Consider the following 22,866-nt stretch of genomic DNA (forward strand, 5'->3'; position numbering starts at 1 on the left):
GAACGGAAAAAGATAGTAAAGTCAAAATTAAGTTAGAAGGAAGAAAAAGTTCAGCGAGTCAAGAGTAAGGTATATTAGCATAAATCTTTCATCCCAATGTTTAGTGGCGCTGGGGATTACTTCCACTTACACTCATCCGCTATCATAACAGCCTCAAAAAGATGCTTCTCAAGTTCACTTAGAGGCAAATCACTTTGTGAATAATTTCCCCAAGATTTTAGTATATCGGAAGTTTCAACGCCTTCAATAATAGGATATTCTTGGTTTTTTTTAGCGTATAACTCTTGAGCCTGCTTGCTTACTAAAAATTCCAATAAGACTATAGCATTTTCCCTGTTTTTTGCGTTTTTTGTTACTGCTGCACCACTGATGTTTACCATTACACCGTGATCGTTGCGATTAGGAAAAAAAGCCCCTAGCTTGTCTGCAACATTCTTTTTATTTTCTGATGAAAGAATTCTCGCAAAGTAGTAGCTGTTTACTATTGCAACATCTCCCTCACCCGCTGCTACGGCGTAAATTTGATCAGTATCACCACCACTTGGTTTTCTTGCCATATTGCTCACAATTCCGCTTACCCATTCTTTCGTCTTTTCAAAACCATTATTTGCAATCATAAAAGCAATTAACGATCTGTTATATGGACTTGTAGAAGAACGCACTAATATTTTTCCTTTCCATTTTTCATTTGCTAAATCTTCATAAGTACTTAAGTCCTTAGGGTCTACTGACTCTTTATTGTAAACCAATATCCTAGCTCTTTTTGTAAGACCAAACCAATAATCTTCACTGTCTCTAAATCTTGCAGGTATAACACTTTTTAAAACCTCTGAATCTACTTGAGATAAAAGTCCTCTTTTTTTTGCTAGAATTAAGTTGATTGCATCAGCAGTCAAAAATAAGTCAGCTTCACCACCGTTTTCCATTCGTGAAAGTAGCTGAGAATAATCATCAATGATGTAACGTACTTTAATACCTGTATTTTTCGTGAATTCATCAAACAAAGTACGTACTAATTCTTCTTTGCGCGATGAATAAACATTTACCACTTGTGAGTCATTAGTTCCGTCGTTTCTGTATAAATAAGTAATAACTATCAATATAACTGCTATTAAGGATGTGAATATAAAGGCTTTTTTCATATTGGATAAAAAATAACTTCTTTCAGTTAAAGTTACCAAGATGGTACAACTTTAGCAAGTGTAAAGTTCGTTAGATAAATCATAAAAACTTGCTTGACAAGCCTTGCCAGTCCCCTTATCATGAAACTGAAGCTATTTATTTATCTTCTCTGTACAGATTAAATGACAAAAAAACTCACGTATCTGGCGTCCCATGTTTAATTTTTTGCACTATGTGCATCTTATGTCTTTATAAAATTTCTAGGTTTTTACCTAATATAAGCTGAAATGCGCTTATAAAGCATTTAAAACATCAAAAAACGCCGATTTAAAAAATGGATAGTGAATAACTAGCTACCCTAGGGTTTCTTTTGCCTTTTTTTTATTTGGTAAATTTCTTAATATTTATAGCTAAACGACAACCGTCATCCCGCTGCTTGTTAGCGGGATCTATGTTAAGGTATGACGGTTCGTGGCGGTATGACGGTTCATGGTGGCATGACGATAAGCTCGTCATCCCGCTACGTGTTAGCGGGATCTAGAGATACCGTGACGGTATGACGGTCTGCGGCGGTATGACGGTTCGCGGTGGCATGACGATAAGCCTCGTCATCCCGCTACGTGTTAGCGGGATCTGCCGAGATACCGTGGCGGTATGACGTCTCGCTTGCAACCTATAGCCTTGTCATTCCAGTGCTCCTTTTTTTGTCATCCCAGCGTCACGCGTTGGTTTCAACATTATATCATGAACTTTCTAAAATTCATTGAACTGTGCTTTCAAACGGTGGTGCCGGGGTGTGAGTATAATGATTATCAGTATATAAAAGTCATAGCAGACAGACTTGAAGCGGCAAATGTTGGCAAAATGAGGCGAATAATATTCAATATGCCTCCGCGTTCAATGAAGTCCCTGTGCGCTAGTGTTGCGTGGCCCGCATGGATACTGGGAAATCAGCCAACTGCAAGAATAATAGTTGCAAGCTACTCTCGGCTGCTTAGCGAAAAGCACTCGCTCGATACAAGGTGTATAATGCAGTCTAGTTGGTATAGAGAGCTGTTTCCAGAGGTAGAACTATCCAAAGATCAAAATACCAAATACAAATTCCAAACAGTGCAGAGAGGATACAGAATCGCAACGTCCCTTGGAGGGACGTTAACAGGTGAAGGTGGTGATTTCATCATCGTGGATGATCCACTGAGTCCTGCCCAAGCTTTGAGTGAAACGTTTAGAAAGCGTGCTACAAATTGGTTTGACCAGACTTTAGTAGCCAGGCTCAACAATAGAAAAAAAGGAGTAATTGTTCTTGTGATGCATAGGCTACATCAAGAAGATTTAACCGGGCACCTTCTCTCCAAACCGAAAAACATATGGAACCATACTTGTTTACCGATGATATCTGAAAATAAGGAGATTATCTATTCAATCAAAAAGCCAGCGCCTCCTTTTCTTGTTCCTGTCACCCGAGTAACTACAAATGAGTACAAAAGCTGGATTACAGCATCAAGTGCTAGAATGACACCACCCGTAATATTATACTCAAGAGAAGAAGGTCAGTTGCTATATCCCCTCGATGGAGGAAAAGAAGAAGTTGAGATGATAAAGGTTGAACTTGGAAGTTACGTTTTTGCTGCACAATATCAACAAAACCCTCTGCCACTTTCAAGTGGTATAATTAAACGAGAGTGGCTGAAGCGCTATAGAAATTTTCCTGACAATCTCTCGCATGTAACTCAAAGCTGGGACACTGCAGTTTCAACAAGCAACATGAGCAACTTTAGCGTCTGCACCACCTGGGCAAAAATAGATAACAAATTCTATTTACTTGATGTATATCGTGCAAAGCTTGAGTATCCAAAGCTTAAAGAGCAAGTTTTGTCCTTAGCAGCAAGATGGACACCACACGCAATTTTGATTGAAGCAAAAACGAGTGGTCAGCAATTGGTGCAAGAGCTAAAGACAAACAGTGATTTACCAATTATCGAAATAGTACCACATGATGACAAACTCACTCGATTTTATCAAATTGTTCCGATTATAGAGTCTGGCAAGGTTTTTCTGCCGCACCAAGCAGTATGGCTGAACGATTTTGAGTATGAGATTTTAATGTTTCCTGAAACTCGACACGATGATCAAGTGGATAGTACCGTGCAATATTTGCAGTGGGTGAGAGATAGTAGCTCTAGGGTCGCAGCTTTACGGGCATTGTGATTTGAGTCTACCAGATCCAAGTAGTCAGCTACTTGCATGACACCCTGACAACCGTCATCCCGCTACGTGTTAGCGGGATCTAGAGATACCGCGAATGAATCGCGGTATGACGGTTCGTGGTGGTATGACAGTTCGTGGCGGTATGACGGTTCGCGGTGGCATGACGATAACTTCGTCATTCCGCTATGTGTTAGCGGCTAAGAGATACCGCGGCGGTATGACGGTCTGCGGCGGTATGACGGTTAAGCAATTCGTCATCCCGCTACATGTTAGCGGGATCTCTTGTTAGCGGATGAGATACCGCGAATGAATCGCGGTATGACGGTTAAGTACGTGTTAGCGGCTAAGAGATACTGCGGCGGTATGACGTAGAGCTCGCGTTAGCTATAAGATTAGCTAAATTCTGCACGTCCATAAAAAACAAACCTTCTTTTTCGTCTTGAACGCTAATAATAGCGTGAGTGTTAAAAGGTAAAGGATCATTTGTATGTCCATGGCCTACCCCTTTCATTGTAAATACAGGAAAGTTAACACTTTTTGCAAACCTTTCTTTTACAACTTCAACAAGGTTATCGTTATAGCAGTTAACGAAATCCCCAAAGATTACTGCATGTACTCCATCAAAGATGTGAGCTTGTTTTAGGTGATCTAAACTGCGCTCTATTGCGTATGGGTAGACTCTTATGTCCTCTAAAAATAGAATTTTACCTTTCGCATTTATTTGCCAAACAGTTCCTATACTGTTTTCAACTAAAGTCATATTACCACCGATGATTTTAGACTTTAATCTGCCATCTTTTAGTCTAATGCCATTATTTATCGTCTTTAGGTTATCAAATCTGATAGAATCCCGCTTGTTAAGAATTAACTCTTTCAATTTTTCAACAGAGCTTTCAGAAACGGAGTTATTTACTATCATTTCCAACATGGTGCCGTGAAGAGTTTGCCAATCATATTTAGCTTGTAGATAGATGTGCAAGGCAGTTATATCGCTATAGCCTATGAGGATTTTTTTGTTTTGAGCAATCCTTTCTTTTTTATCATTGGGTAACTTTTCTAGATAGGGAATTAACCGAGAAGCCCCTTCTCCTCCTCTGATACACCAAATTATTTTACTATCACCGGTTAGTGCACTAACCAAATCATTTGCTCTGAATTCATCAGAGTTGGAATAAAATGGATTATCATTACTATATATTTTCTCCGAAATATGAGGATTAAAATCCAAAGCTTCTACATATTCTTTTATAGTAGTCAGATCTGATTCTTTTCCCTTCGAAGAAGGAGCAATAATATCAACTTGGTCGATTGCATGAATACTTGTGTTAGCACATAAAGTGAGAATGAAATATAAAAGATAAACAATCATTAAAATATCTTATAAAACTCTTTTTTTAGTATATCATCCAATTCAGAGAGTGGAACTTTCACTCCTAGTTCTTCCATTGACGTGACGCCATAATCTTGCAGTCCACAAGGAATAATACCCTTATAGTGAGAGAGGTCTGGAAAGACGTTAAGCGCTATGCCATGATAAGTTACCCATTTTCTTAAACGGATACCAAAAGCTGCAATTTTTTTTTCTACTCCGTTATGGTTTACCCAAACACCTATTCTATCCTCTTTAAATTCTCCAAGTATATTAAATTGCTTTAAAACATTTATGATCCACTTACTTAGATCTCTAATATATAGCTTTATATCGCATTTGTTTCTTTTTTTAAGGTTTAACATTAAATATATAATGCGCTGTCCTGGACCATGATATGTGTGTTTGCCACCCCTGCCTGTTTTATATATAGGAAATAATTTTTCAACAACGTCGTCATCTGTTGCACTGATTCCTGCAGTATAAAGTGGAGGGTGCTGGAGTAGCCATACTAATTCGTCTGCTGAATTATTGTGAATTTGTTGAATTTTTTCTTCCATAGATTTTACGGCACAGTTATAATCAATAAGCTGATTAGATATTAGCCATTCTGTCATGTTCAATTTCTTTTTTTTTAGTATAGCAGTTCGTTCTTTTCCTGTCACCCAAGTGCTTTCCTTCCGTCATCCCAGTGCGTGACACTGGGATCTATGTCTTAGTTTAACTACAGAATCTAAAACACTTTTAACTTTTAAACATCTTTCATGAGGCACATATGAATTTCAACATCTTTCAAAGAAAAAAAAGCGCAGTATTTACTAAATATTCTGCTTTGCAGCTAATGATGGAGCCAAGTTGGAGTAAGCGTGATTATGTAAGTTTTGCTGAGGAAGGTTACATAAAAAATGTTATTGCCTTTCGAGCAATCAATATGATTGCAAGTGCTGCATCTTCGGTACCTCTTACTCTCTGCCAGCTTACTGACCAGGGAAAATCGCAACTAAAAGCCCATCCATTACTGAAATTACTTTATTCTTCTAAGAAACTCTTTCTGCTAGTAGCTCTTTTTTAATCAAGACATAACCAAATTCACTAGCTTTCTTGCTTAGAGTCTTCACTATTTTTTCCTTATATAACTTTTCATAGTAATCAATGCCCTTCTCTACATATTCCTGTCCATACTTTAGCATACTATAAAAAATGCACGCCAATTTCCTAGCCGTAGCGGTAATCGCTTTCGGTGCTCCTAGTCGTTTTTTTAACCTTCTGCAATATGCACCAATCCCACTGTTGCTTCTTGACACACACTGGGCAGCCATCCTAAAAGCATTTGCAGCACGAGCAATAACTTTGCGAGTTCTCGTCCCAAATACTTTTTCCCCTGTAACTTTATTAGCAGGACTTAGCCCCAACCAAGAAGTAAAGTGCTTCTCTGATGGCCATTTATCGTGGTTCAAACCAACTTCTGAGATAATTGTTTGTATAGTTAGCACATCAAGCCCAGGAACTTTAGTAAAATCAATACCGGTTACTCTATACAGTTCTTCGTGTAAAGGAAAGTCTGGTCTGTTTTTTGAAAACCTATTCTTTATTTTGCTGCATCGCTTATTCTCGTCAGATTTTGTTTCAAATGTTTTGTAATATTGTTCGATGCTTTTGTCGCATTCTGCTATTTTTTCCTGATAAATATTATACAATTCAAATTCTTGCTTTAACACAAATAAGAGTTCCTTTCTGTAGTCGCCTTTTAGCGCTTTTGCCATGGTAGATCTATCATTTCTTATCCGTACATCTCTCAATTCTGATAATTTTTCAGGATTCCTTTCACCTTCAATTATTGCTTTGATAATTTGCATACCGGTCACTCCAGTAATATCACTTATGACTTTGTGTAATTGAACGTTCATTTGAATTAACGCTTTTTGCATACGTAGAATATGTGTGGATGCACTTTCAATCAGGTTGCTACGTTGCCTAACGTAATTACGCAACACACACATTTGATCATCAGGTCTAAACGACCCATGGAGTAATCCATAGCTGTGTAATTGTTGTAACCATTGACAGTCTTGAACGTCGGATTTTCTACCAGGCACGTTCTTAATATATCGTGCATTTACCAATTTTACCTCAAATCCATATGACTCAAGTATTTGAAACAAAGGAATCCAATATACTCCTGTTGATTCCATAGCTACTGTTCTAACTTTACATTTCTTTAACCACCCTGCTAAGTTATGAAGATCAACTGTAAAGCATCCAAATTTTTTGACACGTTGTTCATCTCTTCCTTCAGGTACACATACATAATGTACAGCTGAGCCGATATCAATTCCTGCTGTATCAGGATTCACTATTTCTAGTTTACTTTTTGCCTTTATCATGGTAATTATCCTACTATAACTTATAATGGAGAAGCACTTAAGCTTGGGACGGTTAGATTATACAATCTTCTAATCGAGGTAGTCATAATAGACTCCATCAGTGGTTTAACCGTTCCTCCAAAACCACGCTCCTAAACGGGCACTTAAGCACCATTGATCAGTCGGTTATAACTGCAGAAGTACTTCTTGATAAATTATATATAAAAATTGCTATGGAAGTGAAGAAATAGTTTCTTTCCGGTTTAACAAGATTTTTTTCTTGTTCGACGCTCCTAACCCAATGACATCAAAATCGGAATTTATTGAGGGGATTGTAACTTATCGGTTAGTTAACGGCAATTCTTATATATTGATGGTTGAGTCACAGAATAGTAGAAAACCACCAACAGAGCTTTATCTTCTGCGCCCCGATAGGGTTGAAATTGTTCCAGGGAGAAATAACGTTCCTTATATCTATCGTTATACCATAAATAACAACAGTTATGACTTTAAAGTTGATAAACTAACCGGACGTTCAGCAGTGTTGCACCTAAAGACCTTTAACCCTTTGAATGATTGGTATGGGCTATCACCAATTGAGGCAGCTGCATATAGCATAGATCAGCATAATCAGGCGGGTGCTTGGAATCAAGCGATGTTGCAAAACGGAGCAAGACCAAGTGGTGCAATAGTTGTGAAATCAGCAAAAGATGGAAGTGGTGGAAGTTTAAGTCAAGAGCAGTACCAACGCTTAAAGGTGCAGATAAATGATCATTATTCAGGTCCTGTCAATGCTGGAAGACCGATATTGCTTGAAGGAGGCTTGGAGTGGAAGGAAATGAGCTTATCGCCAAGGGATATGGATTTCATTGAGTCCAAACACAGTTCAGCCCGCGATATTGCCCTGGCTTTTGGCGTTCCGCCGCAGTTGCTTGGCATACCAGGTGATAACACTTATAGCAATTTGGTTGAAGCACGCTTATCCCTCTGGGAACAAACGGTTTTACCAACACTAGAAAATATTATCTGTCACCTGAATTCTTGGCTGATACCAAGATTTGGTGAAGATCTGTGCTTGTCGTATGACAAAGATGCAATAGAAATTCTCATGGAAAAGAGACAAAAGTTGTGGAAATACGTAGAAAATGCAAGCTTTATGACACTCAATGAAAAAAGAGAAGCTTTTGGCTTGCCACCACTGCCAGGTGGTGATGAGTTAGGTTAAGTTTGTATCCGTTCAGATGAGTTCATTGTCCCCTAAACCGTACGCCTAAGTAAATCAACTATTTTTCTTGCCAACCAGAGCGGTGAAGATTTGGTCTACATCAAAACTCATCTTAGGACGCCAAATAGGGCCATCCAAATGCATATCGATATAGATTGGATTACTATGGTTTGGCGGTATGAAAAAGAACCTGAATATAGAAGCTAAAGCGAAGTTAGATAAGGTTAAATTAGAAGAGATTGACCCTGATGCTTGATCAATCCCGAATTGTAAACTAGTTGAACATATACCACTCTTAATACTTGCTTTTCCGCTAATATTTTCAAAAGATGTTTTACCGTTATATATATCAACATAAGCAAGTGTGGAAATTTCAGATTTATTCTTACTGTTTAACAAATTAGTGATAAATGAATTGAAATCTACATTAGTAACTTCTATTCCTTGCGCTTGTAAGTTTACATCTCCTGATAAGTTACTAGCCCAATCATGAAAACTTTTTCCTTGAGTTTTGATTTCACCATTTAAGCTTACCTGACCATTTACATTGTCAATTCCTATAACCTTACCAATCTTTTTAGTGTCCAAATTTACAATAGAAAACCTTGTATTTATTGAGTCTGATCTTAAATAACCCTGAAAAAACACTTGCCCGTGTTCTAATACGTAACTTGCCTGCCTGATAGTGATAGTGTTGTTTCTCATTACCGCATCCAAATTAAAATCTTTCAAAACATTATGCTCGGTTTTAAATTCTGCAGTATTGATTTGCACATTTGCATCAAAGCCTTCTTTATCATCCAAAAAATCAAGCTGCTTTGTTGACCATTGAATTTGATCTATCTCATTTCTTGAATTTCTTTTCGTCTCTACTAAATTTGGTAATGTAATAATTTTTCCATTAAATTTACTGCCCGTAAGGTTAACATCTAATAAAGGTTTGGCGTATTTTTGATCTGCTAATATTTTTGCATTACCGGTAATATCGAAATCTTCTCCAGATAGTTTTATTTTATCTGCAACTAGCTTACCTTTTTCCATTTTCAGCAAAAAATCCAAATTTTTAATTTTCGTATCATTCAATGTAAGGTTATTAACACGGGCCTTTATATTTGCATCATACTGAAAATTTTTCAGCCATTGCATTTTAGGTAAACTGCTAAATAATGAATGATCATATTTATCTGCATCAAGATTATGCATGCTAAATTCACCATCGATCACACTGCGTTTTTTTGTGTGGCTTACTCTAATTGATCCTTGCAAGGATTCCTTATTATTTAGCAGTCTAATGTCTGAGATAGATAATATTCTTGGTGCAAGGTGCAGTTTAGAACTTAGTGTAAATTGATTTTTCTGGTTTTCTTTCATCTTTATAGAAGGGAAAAAACATGAAATGAATGACCCAAAATCATTTCCTTCGACTAATAAATCACCGTTGAATTCAGATAGGACATTATTGTTTGAGATCTCTCCTGATAAGTAAGATATATTATTGATTCCAGGAAATTTAAGAAGCGTATTAACTTTTACTTTGCCATCAGTGGATTTTAGTACAGCACGGAAATTGTCCAATATTTTGTTTTGATATTGAATGTTAGAAGCTTCTATATTAAAATTTAAGCTCAAGTTCTTTGGCACAACTGCTCTAAAACATTCCAGAAGATCCTTCATATTCATTGTTCTTTGTGAATCATTTTGTATGGAATCTAAATCAACTTTACTGAAGCTAATATTGAAATTAGTGTGATTGCCTTTTCTATCATTTTGTATTGTACCGCTGGCTTGCATGCTTTTGGAATCAATTTTTAAGTCAGTTGCCGTAAACTCACTTTCATTAAGACTTATATTGGATGATATCTTGATATTTTCGCTAGGAATAACACAAGAGAGAAAGCTAAGATTAATGATTTTTGCTAAATCACTCACAGAACCGGAACTGTTATTAATTGTTAATGTTAAATTACCCTGGAGTTCTTCTTGATTTCTATTACCTGTAAATAGCAAATTTACAAAATTTGATTCAACACTAATGTGTACATTCCTTTTTGTGATATTAACCTTTCCTGAAAAATCGTAATTATTATCACCTACCTTTACTTTACCAAAAAACTGCTTATTTTTTTTTACAGCAACTTCCTTTATGTTAACAATATCAGCGAAATCATTCTTGAAACTTACTTGGCTGTCTTTTATTACTATATTGACTGTGTTACCACTGGCGTTTGTATTTATAATATTAAGTAAATTTTCTTTGTTGCTTTTCATGCCAAACAATGTGATTGACTTTGGTTGCAACGAAAATAAAAACAACGATAGGAACGATGGCCTTATTTCAATTTTTCTTACACTAATTAAATCTGACAACTTTTGCTCTTTATTTTCGTTGTATTGTACGTATACATTATAAATAGTGAGCTTTGGGGTAATCAACGAAACTTTAATTTTTCCCCCAATATGCACTTTAGCATCATACGTCTTCTCTAACTCTTTTATGATATATTTCCTGTAGCCACTCCAATCCTTAAAAGTTGCAGCAACATGCATGAGAATTAATAGCAGTGAGATTGATAATATAGCATATAAAGAAAGTCTCATAATTTACACATGCTTAAAGTTTCCCTTAAATATTAAATAGAGAATACCAAAATAAACAATAACACTCAAAGCTATTAAAGTCGTTAAATAAACAATACGAGCCAACATTTTATCAAAAAATAATCCTGCCAACAAAGAATTAAAAATATAAAGGGCTATTGACATGACTGCCGTTGCTACAAAAATTTTCATGACATTTAACAATAACGCTTGGCTAACCTTATACATTTTATTTATTGTTAAATAACTAATTAATAGAATAGAGTTTATCCAAGTGGAAACGGAAGTAGCAATAGCAATCCCCGTATGCTGATACTCGTTCATTAACAAAAGGTTTAGCACTACATTAATTCCAAGACACATTAGCGAAAATATGGTTGGTATTTTCAGATTGCCTTTAGCAAAAAATGTAGGTAGCAATACTTTATTTATAATAAATGCAGGTAAAGAAAGAGAAAATGCTATTAAAGTGGGAACAGTTTGCTGCACTGCATAATGATCAAACCGGCCGTAAGAAAAAAGCGTAAGTAAAATTATGTCGGGAATAATGATAAAGGCAGCAGTTGTTGGCATAATTAACATTAATCCTATGTTGAGAGCCTTGTTCTGTATTTTGACTATATTTTCAGTATTATCCACCTGTTTTGAAATTAAAGGAAGAAGCACTGTACCAATTGCAGTACCGATTATTCCCTGCGGTAGTTGATTTAGTCTATCGGCATAATATATATAGGACACCGCATTTGGTATAAAACTCGCCATGATTGTATCAATCCATAAGCTTATTTGAGTTACACAATTGTTGATAATTGCAGGTATCACACGCTTAAAAAATAACCTTACTTCATTGCTTAATTCAAGGCTAAAAGAAAAAGCTGCCTTTAACTTGTATGCACTAAATAGTATCAAAAGTAGCTGGAAAATTCCTCCTATAAGGACAGCTATAGAAAGGTTGTGCGCTGGAGTTTTTACGTAAGGCACAAACAAACTGATGATTAAACAGAGATTCAAAACGATTGGTGCAATAGCTGTTGAAGCAAAATGCTGCTTTACTTGCAGCATTCCACCAATAAGTGATGCAATTGAAACAAAGATTATGTAGGGCATCATAATTCTTGATAAAGTAACAGTAAGGGTAAACTTACTTTGGTCAAATCCAGGAGCAAAAATTTGAATCATATAAGGGGAGAAAGTTTGCATGATAAGGCAAAAAATTACTAAGATAATAAACGTAATGGATATTACACTACTTGCAAAATTAAATGCCTTTTTATTATCATATGATTCTGTCGAATATAATGGTATGAATGAGGTAGTGAACGCTCCTTCTGCAAAAAATGCTCGAAATAGATTGGCAAAACGAAACGAAGAAAAAAATATGTCTGCAAGAGAGTTCGCACCAATAACCGTAGCAATCAATACATCTCTTATTAACCCTGAGATCCTTGAAATAGCCGTAAAAAAACTAAATGTGAAAATACTTTTAAACATACCACTACTTCATTAGTGTCAATACAATTAACTATAATGGTAAAAGTATCAATGAAAATATTTATTGGCTAAACTTAAAACCCTCTGCAAAAGGAGAGTTAAATAATCAATTGACTATTTGCGCTCTTATGTTAGAAATTTTATATCTTGGCGGGCGTAGCTCAGTTGGTAGAGCGTCAGTTTGTGGTACTGAATGTCGCCAGTTCGATCCTGGTCGCTCGCCCCACTAAAACCCGATAATTTGAAAAACCGTCATCCCGCTGCTTGTTAGCGGGATCTAGAGATACCGTGACGGTATGACGTGAGTTAGCTATACATTGGCCACTGATGATTGAAATAGTTAATTACTGTAAAATTTGACATTAACCGCTAATAGTTAGAATATTAGTAGAGTAAGAATTACTCAAGAAGGCATGCATAAATATGATGTAGTAGTAGTAGGTGGTGGTCATGCAGGGTGCGAAGCTGCTGCTGCTGCAGCTCGCCTTGGTGCAAACACGCTGCTTATAACTCATAAAATTTCAACTATAGGGGAAATGTCCTGCAATCCAGCAATCGGAGGAGTTGCAAAGGGCGTTGTAGTCAGGGAAGTTGACGCTCTTGATGGAATAATGGGAAGAGCAATCGATCAAGCAAGTATACACTCAGTCATTTTAAATAGCAGCAGAGGTGCGGCGGTGTGGGGACCACGTGCACAGGCAGACCGAAAATTATACAAGCAAGCAATACAGGAAATTATTCTAAATTATAATAATTTGACGGTAAAAGAAGAGTCGGTTGACGATTTTCTTATAGAGAGTAATAACAATGGAGAATTGTGCATTAAAGCTGTAATAACAAGCTCAGGGGAGCATATACTGACAAGTAAAGTCGTTCTAACTACAGGGACTTTTCTGCGGGGTGTGATTCATATAGGAGAGCAGGTAACTCCTTCAGGGAGAATGGGAGATAAGCCTGCCGTAGAACTTGCAAATACGTTGAAGAAATATAATTTTAAATTAGGTAGATTGCGTACCGGAACTCCGCCAAGGCTTGATCGTGGCACTATAAACTGGTCAATATTGCAAGAACAAGTGGGTGATAATCCACCTGTGCCGTTTTCTTATCTCACAGAAAAAATTAACCAACCTCAGGTATCATGCTTTATTACCCATACTAATGAAAACACGCATAAAATAATTAGAGAGAATCTGCACAGGTCAGCTTCTTCGTATTTGGATGATATTATAGCACCAAGATACTGCCCATCCATTGAAACTAAGGTTAAAAAATTCGCAGAAAAAAGTAGTCATCAAATATTTTTAGAACCAGAGGGCTTGAATGATGATACTATATACCCGAACGGAATTTCAAATTCATTGCCTATTGAAGTGCAGTGTGAAATGATAAAGAGTATCAAGGGACTTGAAAATGCAGAAATACTAAGACCTGGATATGCAGTTGAGTATGACTATATTGATCCACGAGAACTAAGCCATACTCTTGAAACTAAGAAAATTAAAGGCCTATATTTTGCTGGCCAAATTAATGGCACTACTGGATATGAAGAAGCAGCAGGGCAAGGAATTATTGCCGGAATTAATGCAGCACTCTCTGCATCTGAAAAAAAAGAAAGCTTTGTTCTTCATCGCACAGACTCATATATCGGCGTAATGATAGATGATCTAGTCACCAAAGGGGTGATCGAACCTTATAGATTATTTACCTCACGTGCAGAATATAGGCTAGCTATCAGGTCAGACAATGCAGATAGAAGATTAACACAAAAAGGTTATGATATTTCCCTTGTGTCGCATGAGAGATACTCTGTTTTACAGAATAAACTTAAATCTATTAAGCAACTTGAAGAAAAACTAGAGAGTTTGACGATTACTCCTGAGCAGCTTAGGTCTTATGGTATCAAAATATCTTATGATGGGATAAGAAAAACGGCACTAGATCTACTTAGCTATCCAAATATCGACTGGAATAAATTACAAGAAATATGGCCGGAGTTAAGCAGCGTCACGCGCTGGGATGACACCGCAGTGGGTAGCATAACTAAGAATGAAATATGCGAAGCGGTTGAAATTGAAGCAAAATACAAACCTTATCTAATAAGACAAGAAGCAGATATGAAGTTTTTACGAGAGGAAATCAATACTCAAATTCCAATCAACTTCAACTATTCACAAGTTAAAGGCCTGTCAAGTGAAGTAATAGAAAAGTTGCAGACGATAAAACCAGCAACGATTGGCATTGCAAAGCAAATACAAGGCATCACTCCTGCAGCGATAGTGAGCATATTAGTGTATTTGAGAAACAGGAAAACGAAAGTGGCTGCTAATTTTGTATGAGGTGTTCTATGTCAAAAATCGAAGAATTTCGTTCTTTTATGCACGAGATAAACGTTGATGCATTTATGTTGCATACTAAAGATGAATATTTAAATGAGTATTCAGAGGAGCTAACAAAGCTGTGTGGCTTTACAGGAACAAATGGGCTACTTATCGTTACAAAAGACAACAAGTGCCCATTTTTTACGGATGGACGCTATATTACACAAGCTCGCAATCAGCTCGATCGGGGCAATTTTCAAGTATATAATATACAAGAAGAGGATCCACGCGAATGGATAAAAGCAAACTTAACATCGACTGCCTCACTAGGTTATTATTTGCAATATTTTACCATCGAAGATATAAGAAAGTATGAGAATATCTGTAAATTCATACCCTGTTTAGCTGGAAAAAAAAGTGACTATCGAAAACAAGCAGTGGTTTTACATTCTATTAAATATGCTGGTAAAAGTAGTAAGGACAAATGTGAAAAAATAGCTAGAAGCGTAGATAAAGGAGCTGAAGCAGTGCTTTTAACTGATCCAAATTCAATTTCATGGTTATTAAATTTAAGAAACGAAAATGCTAAATATACTCCATGTATATTGGGTCGTGCTATATTGTATAAAAGCGGTAATGTTGATTTGTTTATTCAAGATAAAGAACATTCAACTATAGAAGCAAATTTAGGCAATCATGTAAATATTTTTGATATTAGTGAGCTAGAAAATTCGCTGCACAAGCTAAATTCAATAGTCATGGATCCAAGCACAACTCCAATGAGTATCATGGCTGTAATAAAAGATAAACAGGTAGCTGAGAGAGAAGATCCTTGTCTAATTTATAAAGCAGCAAAAAACCAAACTGAAATAGCTGGGGCTATAAATGCGCATATCAGAGATGGAGTGGCAGTTACAAATTTTCTATATTGGCTTGAAAATAATGTTGGTACAGAACTTGAAGCTGAAGAAAAGATTTTAGAATACAGAAAAGAGCAGAATTTGTTTAAGCAACTAAGTTTTCCAATAATTTCAGCATTTAATGAGAATGGGGCAATAATTCACTATCGTGCAAGCAGTAAGACGAATAAAGTAATTCAGAAAGATGGACTGTATTTGATTGACTCTGGTGGCCAGTACCTTGACGGCACAACTGATGTGACAAGAACTGTAGCAATTGGCAATCCAACTGATGAACAAATAACCCACTATACAATAGTACTCAAAGCTCACATTGCTATAGCAAGTGTCATCTTTCCTCCTGGCACTACTGGTGGAGAATTGGATATATTAGCACGTACGCATTTATGGAAATTTGGAATGGACTATATGCATGGTACAGGGCATGGAGTAGGAAGTTACCTATCAGTACACGAAGGACCACAAGCAATATCAAAAAGTAATAAAGTGAAACTCACGCCAGGGATGATACTTTCCAACGAACCTGGCTATTACATTCCGGGAGAGTATGGAATAAGGATTGAAAATCTGATGTATGTCAACAGACAAGAAAACGGCTTCTTAAACTTTAAACAACTGACCTCTATTCCATATGATAGAAGACTAATAAATGTGCAAATGCTTACTAAGGATGAAATTGAATGGATAAATGGCTACCATCAATTTGTCTATAAAAACTTAGAAAATAGCGTAAAAGATAAGAAATGGTTAAAGAAGGTATGTGACCCTTTATAAGCAAAGGAGCATTTTTTATTATTTAAAAAGTATTAATGCAATTGTGACAGGTATTTTGTATTGTTTTTAATTTTAAAATAATATATAATAAAGAACACGTATTTTTAGGTAGGTTATAATTATGATAGACAAAGGGCAAGAAGATGAATTTATGAAGCAGTATATGGATACTTGCAAAGAGCAAATAGAAAAATTAGCCAAGGATCCTGAATTGCTTAATCAGACTTTAAAACCATTTATGCAAATGTCTCAGCAGCTTATGGCTGGCGGTATGTTAGAAGGGGCTATGCCTGGCATGATACCTGATTTGGGCAGTATGGATGTTAACAAGATGATTGCTCAGATGAAGGAAATGATTGACTACATAAGAGGTAACTATAAGGAACTAATGAAAGAGCACAGCTCGCAGATTCAAGAGCTTGATGAATCCAGTAAAAAGCTAAGAGGCTTAGTTAAAAAATTGATAGAAAAGATCGAAAGTAAGTAAATAACATCTGGATTTCTGTCATTCTATATACAACTTTCTAGTTGGACGGTAAGTCGAGGTCAATTATTGATGCCATGAAAGTAGCTGACACTGGTTCCTTTATGACGGCAGTGCCCAGAGGTGTCATCCCAGTGCTTGACACTGGGATCCAGTTCTTATTACCTGGTGTAAAGTTAAGTTTCCTGGATTCCAGTGTCAAGCACTGGAATGACAGCAATCCTACGTCATACCGCGATTCATTCGCGGTATCTTAGTATAGATTCCGCTAACAAGTAGCGGAATGACGGTTTTTCAAATCGTCGATGAACCTAAGTCACTTTAGCTATAGTATCGGGAACGTAATTGCACATTGGTTTTACAAATTTGAAAATTAGTGTTAGATAAAAATATAAACGCAAAAGGAAAAAAAATGATTGAACTTAAAGGCCCAGAAATTTGTGCAGGCGGAAATAAGAAAAATTTGATTATTTTTTTACATGGTTGGGGCTCAAGTGGTGATAATTTTGTTCACCTTGCTAAAGTTATGAGCAAGTTTTTACTGGGTTCATATTTTGCAGTACCCAATGCTCCGTTTAAGAGAGAAATAGGTGATGGTTATCAGTGGTTTAGCTTGGAAGATCGTAGTGAGGAAGCGCTATATAATGGAGTAAAAAATGCTACATCAATTGTAAATCATTTCATTGATACAAAATTAAAGGAGCTTAATTTAAAAGATACGCAACTTTCTTTAGTTGGATTTTCTCAAGGAGCAATGCTTGCAATACATACAGCTCTCACCCGCTCTCAATCCTGTGCATCAGTTGTTGCATACTCTGGTAGGTTTCTTTTACCTTCAAAAACTGCACCAGAGATCAAATCAAAACCTAACATATGTGTTATCCATGGTGATGCTGACGACGTGGTACCTTTTTCGTCCCTCGACTTAGCGGTTAAAGCTCTGAAAGAAAATGGAGTAAATGTTGAAGGACACCCAATTCATGCATTAGGGCATATTATTAATGAAGAGGGAATAAAATTAGGAGTAGAATTTATCAAGAAGAATTTTAAAAATTAATTTTCATGCACTTGTTTTGCTTTGGTTATGGATATGTAGCTAAATTTTTATCGAAAAAATTACTGAACTTAGGTTGGAAAGTCAGTGGCACATCAAGAAGTAAAGATATACAAAATGTAATCCTCTTTAATTATGAGAAGGTTAGCCAAGATCTGCTTAAAAGCGCAACGCACGTTTTAATTTCTATTCCTCCAGATGGTGATGATGTTGTGGAGAGATACGGTGATTGCCTGCAAAATGTAAAATGGCTTGGTTATTTGTCTGCAACTAGCGTCTATGGTGATCACTCTGGTAATTGGGTGAATGAGGAATCTGAAACAAAACCTATAGAAATCAGAGGAGAAAAACGCCTTAAATCTGAAAGGAAGTGGCTAAATAGCAAACTGCCTGTACATATTTTTCGTTTAGCTGGAATATACGGCCCTAGTAGGAACGTGTTAATTGACTTGCAGCTTGGCAAAGCAAGAAATGTGAAAAAAGAAGGGCATTTTTTTTCTCGTATTCACGTTGAAGATATATCAAATATTTTATTTTCTTCCATGCAAAACATAAAACCTGGTGAAATATACAATTGTGCAGACGATTTACCCACTACACAATCTGAAGTGGTAATATATGCGACCAAACTTCTCAATGTTAGCCCTCCAGAACCAATTGAGTTACCAGATTATGCACAGAGTTTTTATTTAGGATCAAAGAGAGTAAGTAATGTTAAAATTAAAAAAGATCTTAATGTCTCTCTAATTTATCCTAACTACAAGGTGGGATTAGAGAGTTTGCACGTAAACAAAACTGAAATCACATCAGAATGATAGATAGGCTTATTGTCACTGCCATTAAGTTAAGGAAAGAATGGTTAAAAAATGAACTAAAAAGTCAGAAATAATTAAGGATTTATGACAAATGCTGAAACAGAATAGAGTAAACTTTAAAGCAGATAAACTCTGAAGTGTAAATTACTTAAGAAATAGTGACCTTACCCAGAAAAAGTGGAGAGAAAGAAAGGAGTTTTTTCGGGTAAAATAAAATTTTGGAGGATTAGAAATGGTAAGAGAATATACGGCAGAATTCAAATTGGAAGCTGTTAAGCTGGCAAATGAACAAAGAAAGGTAGGTCAACCAGTTGCAAAAGTAGCAAGAGATCTAGGAATAAGGGATAGTGTATTAGGAAAATGGATGAAGAAATATAACGAAAAAAAGTCAGCGGCAAATGCATTTCCAGATGTAGCACCTTATGACAAAGAGAGGTTTGATTTACAAAGCAAGAGTAACAAGGGAAAGAGACATTTAAAAAAAAGCCCTGGCCAGTCAAAAGGAGTAAAATATTTTTTTATATAGTAACTGCTATAAAGTACAGGAATTATGTAGGATTTTCTGCTAGTGGCTACTATAAGTGGACCACAAGAAAAATAAGCAGTAGAGAATCAGCAAATAAAGAGCTACTCGAAGCTATTCAAAAAATATATCAAGTTTCTAAATGTAGATATGGAGCTCCTAAAATTCATGCTGAATTGAAGGCTTTGGGTAAAAGTTGCAATTTGAAAACGGTGCAAAGTATTATGCAGAAAAATGACATCAGGGCTATACTGAGAAGAAAGTTTAAAATTAAAAAACAACAAACAGATAATAGAGCTGTAGCTCCCAATATACTAGATCAAAACTTTATTGTTGATCAACCAAATAAAGTATGGGATTACTTACATCAAAACCAAGGAGGGATGGCTATATTTGGCAGCAATAATTCTCACGTATGGTAGTTAATGAGTAGTGCAATAAATAAACAATTGGTTATGAACTCTTTATTAATGGCCATTAATAGGCGTAAACCTGTTAAAAATCTACTGCTGCACAGTGACCAAGGTTCACAATATACTGCGCAAGGGTATCAATATCTCTTAGCTGTAAAGAATATAGATGAGTAATAAAGGCTGTTGTTACGACAATTCTGTTGTGGAAAGCTTCTTCAGTTCTCTAAAAAGGGAGTTACCAATAGACACCTCTCGGCACTCTAAACAGCATATCAAAACTGCTATATTTGAATATATAGAAATTTTTTATAACAAACAACGTCACTATTAACTATTGCATTCCAGAACAATTTGATGCATCATTCTTTTTGTAAAAAACATTCCAAACTTTCTCTCCACTTTTTCTGGGTAAGGTCAAATTTCTTCTACTAGGTTTTGATATTACATATGTGTACATCCCCATCATGAATGCTATTTTCGGTAAAATCTCTTACAACGCTCAAAAGCAGAAAAACAAAAACTTGATTTTCTCAGCTAAATAGTGGACCATCAAAAGCACGCATAAATATCTACAATGAAAGAAAAAACTTTCACAATCATCGATGGCTATGGTTTTCTTTTCAGAGCTTACTATGTACTACCTCACTTAATTACCACAACAGGAATGCCAATAGGTGGTGTATATGGCTTTCTGAATATGGTTCTTAAGTACATTGCCCATTCGGACTACTTAACTATAGCACTTGATGCAGGGAAAAAGAATTTTAGGCACAATTTATATTCTGAATACAAAGCAAACAGAGTAACGCCTCCTGAGGATCTAACTCCACAGTTCACCATACTGAGGGAAGCGGTAGAAGCTTTTAACCTCAGCTATGAAGAGATTGAAGGTTATGAAGCAGATGATATAATCGCAACACTAGCTGCAAAATACGCCAACCACCAAGACTTTAAAGTGGTAGTCGTTTCATCAGATAAAGATTTGTTCCAGCTTTTGAATTACAACATTCTAATATTTGATCCTATTAAAAATATATACATAGATGAAAAACAAGTAATAGAAAAATTTGGTGTAAACTCACACAAGCTTCTTGATTTATTTTCTCTAACTGGTGATGCATCTGACAACATTCCAGGCGTTCCGGGAATAGGTCCGAAGACTGCAGCTAAATTACTGGATGAATTTGATTCATTGAATAATATTATAGAGAACATTGATAATATCGAGCAAACGAGGATTCGTAATATTCTTACCGAACATAAGGAAAAAGCACTAATTTCAAGAGAACTTTTATCACTATGCGAAAAAGTAGACCTTCAACATGATATTGCAAAATATGAAGTCCATTCTCCAAATATGGAGAAACTATTATCCTTTTTAAAGAAGTATGAATTCAATTCCTTAATAGGTAAAATGGAAAAGCTTTTTTCCTATAATGGGTCTAGCACAAAAGAGAAAATAGAATATAGTAGTGAAGAGTTAGAGAAATTTTTGGAGCATTGTAGATATGAAGGCAGAATTGCAATTCATTGCCACTTTGAAGACAACTTATTAAATAAAATTTCCTTATCTTATAGCGAAAGTAATATTTTTTATATAGAGCAAGACAGCATACAAGATGCACTCATTATAATTAACTCAACTTTACTCTCAAATGGGGCGCTTAAAATAATACATAACATTAAAGAAATCAGGAAAATCTTCCCTACAGTAGAGAAGATGCTAGATTCAGTTGATGATTTGATGATAATGTCGTATAGCTTGGATACAGGAAAACACGATCACAGTATTCCAAACATAGTTGCGCATAATTTGAGTGAAAATGCAGAAATTTTCTCGGCAAAAACTTTAATAGCAATTCATGAAAAGCTAAAGCAAAGGTTATTTCAGGAAAAATTGTTCACAATTTACGAGCGCTTCGATAAGCCACTTATGAAAGTAATATTTGATATGGAGAAAAATGGGATATTACTGAACATACAAAAATTACAGGAGCTGTCCGATAAATTTCAGCAGGTAATTGCCGTGCTTGAAGATGAGATATATAATTTGGCAGGAGAAAGATTTAATATTGCTTCGCCAAAACAATTAAGTGATGTTTTGTTTAACAAAATGGGGCTTAATAAAAAGAAAAAGTCAAAAAAATCTGGATCGTATAGCACCAATTATGAAGTTCTAGAGGCACTCGAAGAAGAAGGGGTAGAAATCGCAAGTAAAATCTTAAATTGGCGACATTTAAGTAAATTAAAAGGCACCTACACTGATGCATTAATAAAGCAAGTTGATCCACTTGATGGTAGAATACACACAAGCTTTTCAACGACTGCAACTGCAACTGGAAGGCTGAGCTCCAGCAATCCTAATTTACAGAATATTCCTATCAGAAGCGAAGAGGGAAATCTTATCAGACAAGCATTTATTGCGCCAAAAGGGCATAAGATAATTTCTGCTGACTATTCACAAATAGAGTTAAGACTCCTGGCACACGTTGCAAACGTTGCAGCATTTAAAGAAGCTTTTGCAAACGGACAAGATATTCATGAGATCACCGCTAGGCAAGTTTTTGGAGTGCAAGAAATAGATGAGCAATTAAGACGCAAAGCAAAATCCATCAATTTTGGAATTATATATGGCATTAGCCCATTTGGTCTTGCAAAGCGGCTTGGAATTACCATTGCGGAAGCTGCTGAATACATTAATTACTATTTTTCCTGTTACCCAGAAATAAAGGCCTATATGGAAAAAGCAGTGTCTATCGCAAGATTGCATGGTTATGTAGAAACTTTGTTTGGCAGGAGATGCTTTGTAAGAGACATAAACAATACAATTCCTTATATAAGACAATTTGCAGAAAGGGCAGCAATAAACGCACCACTGCAAGGAACCGCTGCTGATATAATAAAACGTGCGACAATTCAGCTTTTTGACCAATTGAAAGTAGGTAAAATAATCCTCCAGGTTCACGATGAACTACTGGTTGAAGTAGAAGACGAAAAGGTGCAAGAAACAGCAAAACTTATAAAAGATATAATGGAAAATGCAATAGAAATTTCTATACCACTTGAAGTAGAAATAAAAATTGGCGACAACTGGGCTCTTAATTATGACTTAAACATCGTGGATTCTAAGAGTATAAATCATTTGAACTAATACGAAAAATATGTTAGAATAAAACATAGCAAATGCAA

General features: G+C 35.9%; 19 protein-coding genes, 1 tRNA gene and 1 pseudogene. 14 read left to right on the forward strand and 7 right to left on the reverse strand.

Translation table 11 applies throughout. From position 1 onward, the window contains the following. Window positions 1-116 precede the first annotated feature (116 nt). Window positions 117-1,142, reverse strand: a complete 1,026-nt coding sequence (locus AAGD50_RS06120) for an extracellular solute-binding protein (RefSeq protein WP_264723907.1) — start codon at window positions 1,140-1,142, stop codon at window positions 117-119. Window positions 1,143-1,866: 724 nt separating this feature from the next. Here AAGD50_RS06120 and terL point away from each other — a divergent pair. Beyond that, window positions 1,867-3,330, forward strand: coding sequence for a phage terminase large subunit (terL, locus tag AAGD50_RS06125; RefSeq protein ID WP_265041067.1), 1,464 nt, complete (start codon window positions 1,867-1,869; stop codon window positions 3,328-3,330). A 343-nt stretch (window positions 3,331-3,673) separates the two neighbouring features. Here the strand turns inward: terL and AAGD50_RS06130 are convergent, their stop codons facing one another. Both AAGD50_RS06130 and lipB read right to left on the reverse strand, forming a co-directional pair. After that, window positions 3,674-4,699, reverse strand: a complete 1,026-nt coding sequence (locus AAGD50_RS06130; protein ID WP_213863201.1) for an LD-carboxypeptidase — start codon at window positions 4,697-4,699, stop codon at window positions 3,674-3,676. Next, on the reverse strand, window positions 4,699-5,316 hold the full coding sequence (lipB, locus tag AAGD50_RS06135; RefSeq protein ID WP_264723903.1) for a lipoyl(octanoyl) transferase LipB: 618 nt from the start codon (window positions 5,314-5,316) through the stop codon (window positions 4,699-4,701). Before lipB ends, AAGD50_RS06130 begins: the two co-directional genes overlap by 1 nt. Window positions 5,317-5,474: 158 nt before the next feature. Between lipB and AAGD50_RS06140 the strand changes: the two are divergent. Then, window positions 5,475-5,735 (forward strand): annotated as a pseudogene (locus AAGD50_RS06140) (phage portal protein); the annotation flags it as partial. A gap of 1 nt (window position 5,736) precedes the next feature. Here AAGD50_RS06140 and AAGD50_RS06145 read toward each other — a convergent pair. Further along, window positions 5,737-7,083, reverse strand: coding sequence for an IS110 family transposase (locus AAGD50_RS06145; RefSeq protein WP_174515809.1), 1,347 nt, complete (start codon window positions 7,081-7,083; stop codon window positions 5,737-5,739). Window positions 7,084-7,363: 280 nt separating this feature from the next. Here AAGD50_RS06145 and AAGD50_RS06150 point away from each other — a divergent pair, with 280 nt between their 5' ends. Further along, entirely contained in the window at window positions 7,364-8,287 is a 924-nt protein-coding gene (locus tag AAGD50_RS06150) for a phage portal protein (RefSeq protein WP_264724274.1), read from the forward strand. Window positions 8,288-8,341: 54 nt separating this feature from the next. Here AAGD50_RS06150 and AAGD50_RS06155 read toward each other — a convergent pair whose 3' ends face one another. Then, window positions 8,342-10,885 carry an AsmA-like C-terminal region-containing protein gene (locus tag AAGD50_RS06155; RefSeq protein WP_264723902.1) on the reverse strand — a complete coding sequence of 848 codons (2,544 nt, stop codon included), beginning with the start codon at window positions 10,883-10,885 and terminating at the stop codon, window positions 8,342-8,344. Between the two features lie 3 nt (window positions 10,886-10,888). Beyond that, complete coding sequence (gene murJ / locus AAGD50_RS06160; RefSeq protein ID WP_010962984.1) at window positions 10,889-12,376, reverse strand: murein biosynthesis integral membrane protein MurJ; 1,488 nt, start codon at window positions 12,374-12,376, stop codon at window positions 10,889-10,891. A 150-nt stretch (window positions 12,377-12,526) separates the two neighbouring features. On the opposite strand from murJ, the gene AAGD50_RS06165 reads away from it, so the two are divergent. The 4 genes from AAGD50_RS06165 (at window position 12,527) to AAGD50_RS06180 (ending at window position 16,875) form a co-directional block, all read left to right on the forward strand. After that, window positions 12,527-12,602, forward strand: a tRNA-His gene (locus tag AAGD50_RS06165). A 187-nt stretch (window positions 12,603-12,789) separates the two neighbouring features. After that, window positions 12,790-14,712 (forward strand): tRNA uridine-5-carboxymethylaminomethyl(34) synthesis enzyme MnmG, encoded by a 1,923-nt coding sequence (gene mnmG, locus AAGD50_RS06170; RefSeq protein ID WP_265024476.1) that lies wholly within the window; start codon window positions 12,790-12,792, stop codon window positions 14,710-14,712. Between the two features lie 8 nt (window positions 14,713-14,720). Beyond that, complete coding sequence (locus AAGD50_RS06175) at window positions 14,721-16,388, forward strand: aminopeptidase P family protein (RefSeq protein WP_264723900.1); 1,668 nt, start codon at window positions 14,721-14,723, stop codon at window positions 16,386-16,388. A 121-nt stretch (window positions 16,389-16,509) separates the two neighbouring features. Further along, a complete protein-coding gene (locus tag AAGD50_RS06180; protein WP_064125381.1) occupies window positions 16,510-16,875 on the forward strand; it encodes a hypothetical protein in 366 nt (121 codons plus the stop codon). Between the two features lie 37 nt (window positions 16,876-16,912). On the opposite strand, the gene AAGD50_RS06185 is transcribed toward AAGD50_RS06180, so the two are convergent. After that, on the reverse strand, window positions 16,913-17,074 hold the full coding sequence (locus tag AAGD50_RS06185; protein WP_264723899.1) for a hypothetical protein: 162 nt from the start codon (window positions 17,072-17,074) through the stop codon (window positions 16,913-16,915). A 210-nt stretch (window positions 17,075-17,284) separates the two neighbouring features. Here AAGD50_RS06185 and AAGD50_RS06190 point away from each other — a divergent pair, with 210 nt between their 5' ends. The 7 genes from AAGD50_RS06190 (at window position 17,285) to polA (ending at window position 22,828) form a co-directional block, all read left to right on the forward strand. Next, window positions 17,285-17,929, forward strand: a complete 645-nt coding sequence (locus AAGD50_RS06190; RefSeq protein ID WP_174515870.1) for an alpha/beta hydrolase — start codon at window positions 17,285-17,287, stop codon at window positions 17,927-17,929. Window positions 17,930-17,934: 5 nt separating this feature from the next. Beyond that, a complete protein-coding gene (locus AAGD50_RS06195) occupies window positions 17,935-18,741 on the forward strand; it encodes an SDR family oxidoreductase (protein WP_174515871.1) in 807 nt (268 codons plus the stop codon). A 232-nt stretch (window positions 18,742-18,973) separates the two neighbouring features. Next, complete coding sequence (locus AAGD50_RS06200) at window positions 18,974-19,267, forward strand: transposase (protein ID WP_264723898.1); 294 nt, start codon at window positions 18,974-18,976, stop codon at window positions 19,265-19,267. A gap of 122 nt (window positions 19,268-19,389) precedes the next feature. Beyond that, complete coding sequence (locus AAGD50_RS06205; protein WP_094189604.1) at window positions 19,390-19,686, forward strand: IS3 family transposase; 297 nt, start codon at window positions 19,390-19,392, stop codon at window positions 19,684-19,686. Between the two features lie 3 nt (window positions 19,687-19,689). Continuing rightward, window positions 19,690-19,851 carry a DDE-type integrase/transposase/recombinase gene (locus AAGD50_RS06210; RefSeq protein WP_010082071.1) on the forward strand — a complete coding sequence of 54 codons (162 nt, stop codon included), beginning with the start codon at window positions 19,690-19,692 and terminating at the stop codon, window positions 19,849-19,851. Beyond that, window positions 19,844-20,008: an IS3 family transposase gene (locus tag AAGD50_RS06215; protein ID WP_141456809.1), complete on the forward strand. Its 165-nt coding sequence runs from the start codon at window positions 19,844-19,846 to the stop codon at window positions 20,006-20,008. Before AAGD50_RS06210 ends, AAGD50_RS06215 begins: the two co-directional genes overlap by 8 nt. 243 nt (window positions 20,009-20,251) lie before the next feature. Next, entirely contained in the window at window positions 20,252-22,828 is a 2,577-nt protein-coding gene (gene polA, locus AAGD50_RS06220; RefSeq protein WP_264723896.1) for a DNA polymerase I, read from the forward strand. Window positions 22,829-22,866: the final 38 nt, after the last annotated feature.

Source organism: Wolbachia endosymbiont (group A) of Apotomis capreana, assembly GCF_964027025.1.
In the GTDB taxonomy this organism is placed as follows: Bacteria; Pseudomonadota; Alphaproteobacteria; order Rickettsiales; family Anaplasmataceae; genus Wolbachia; species Wolbachia pipientis.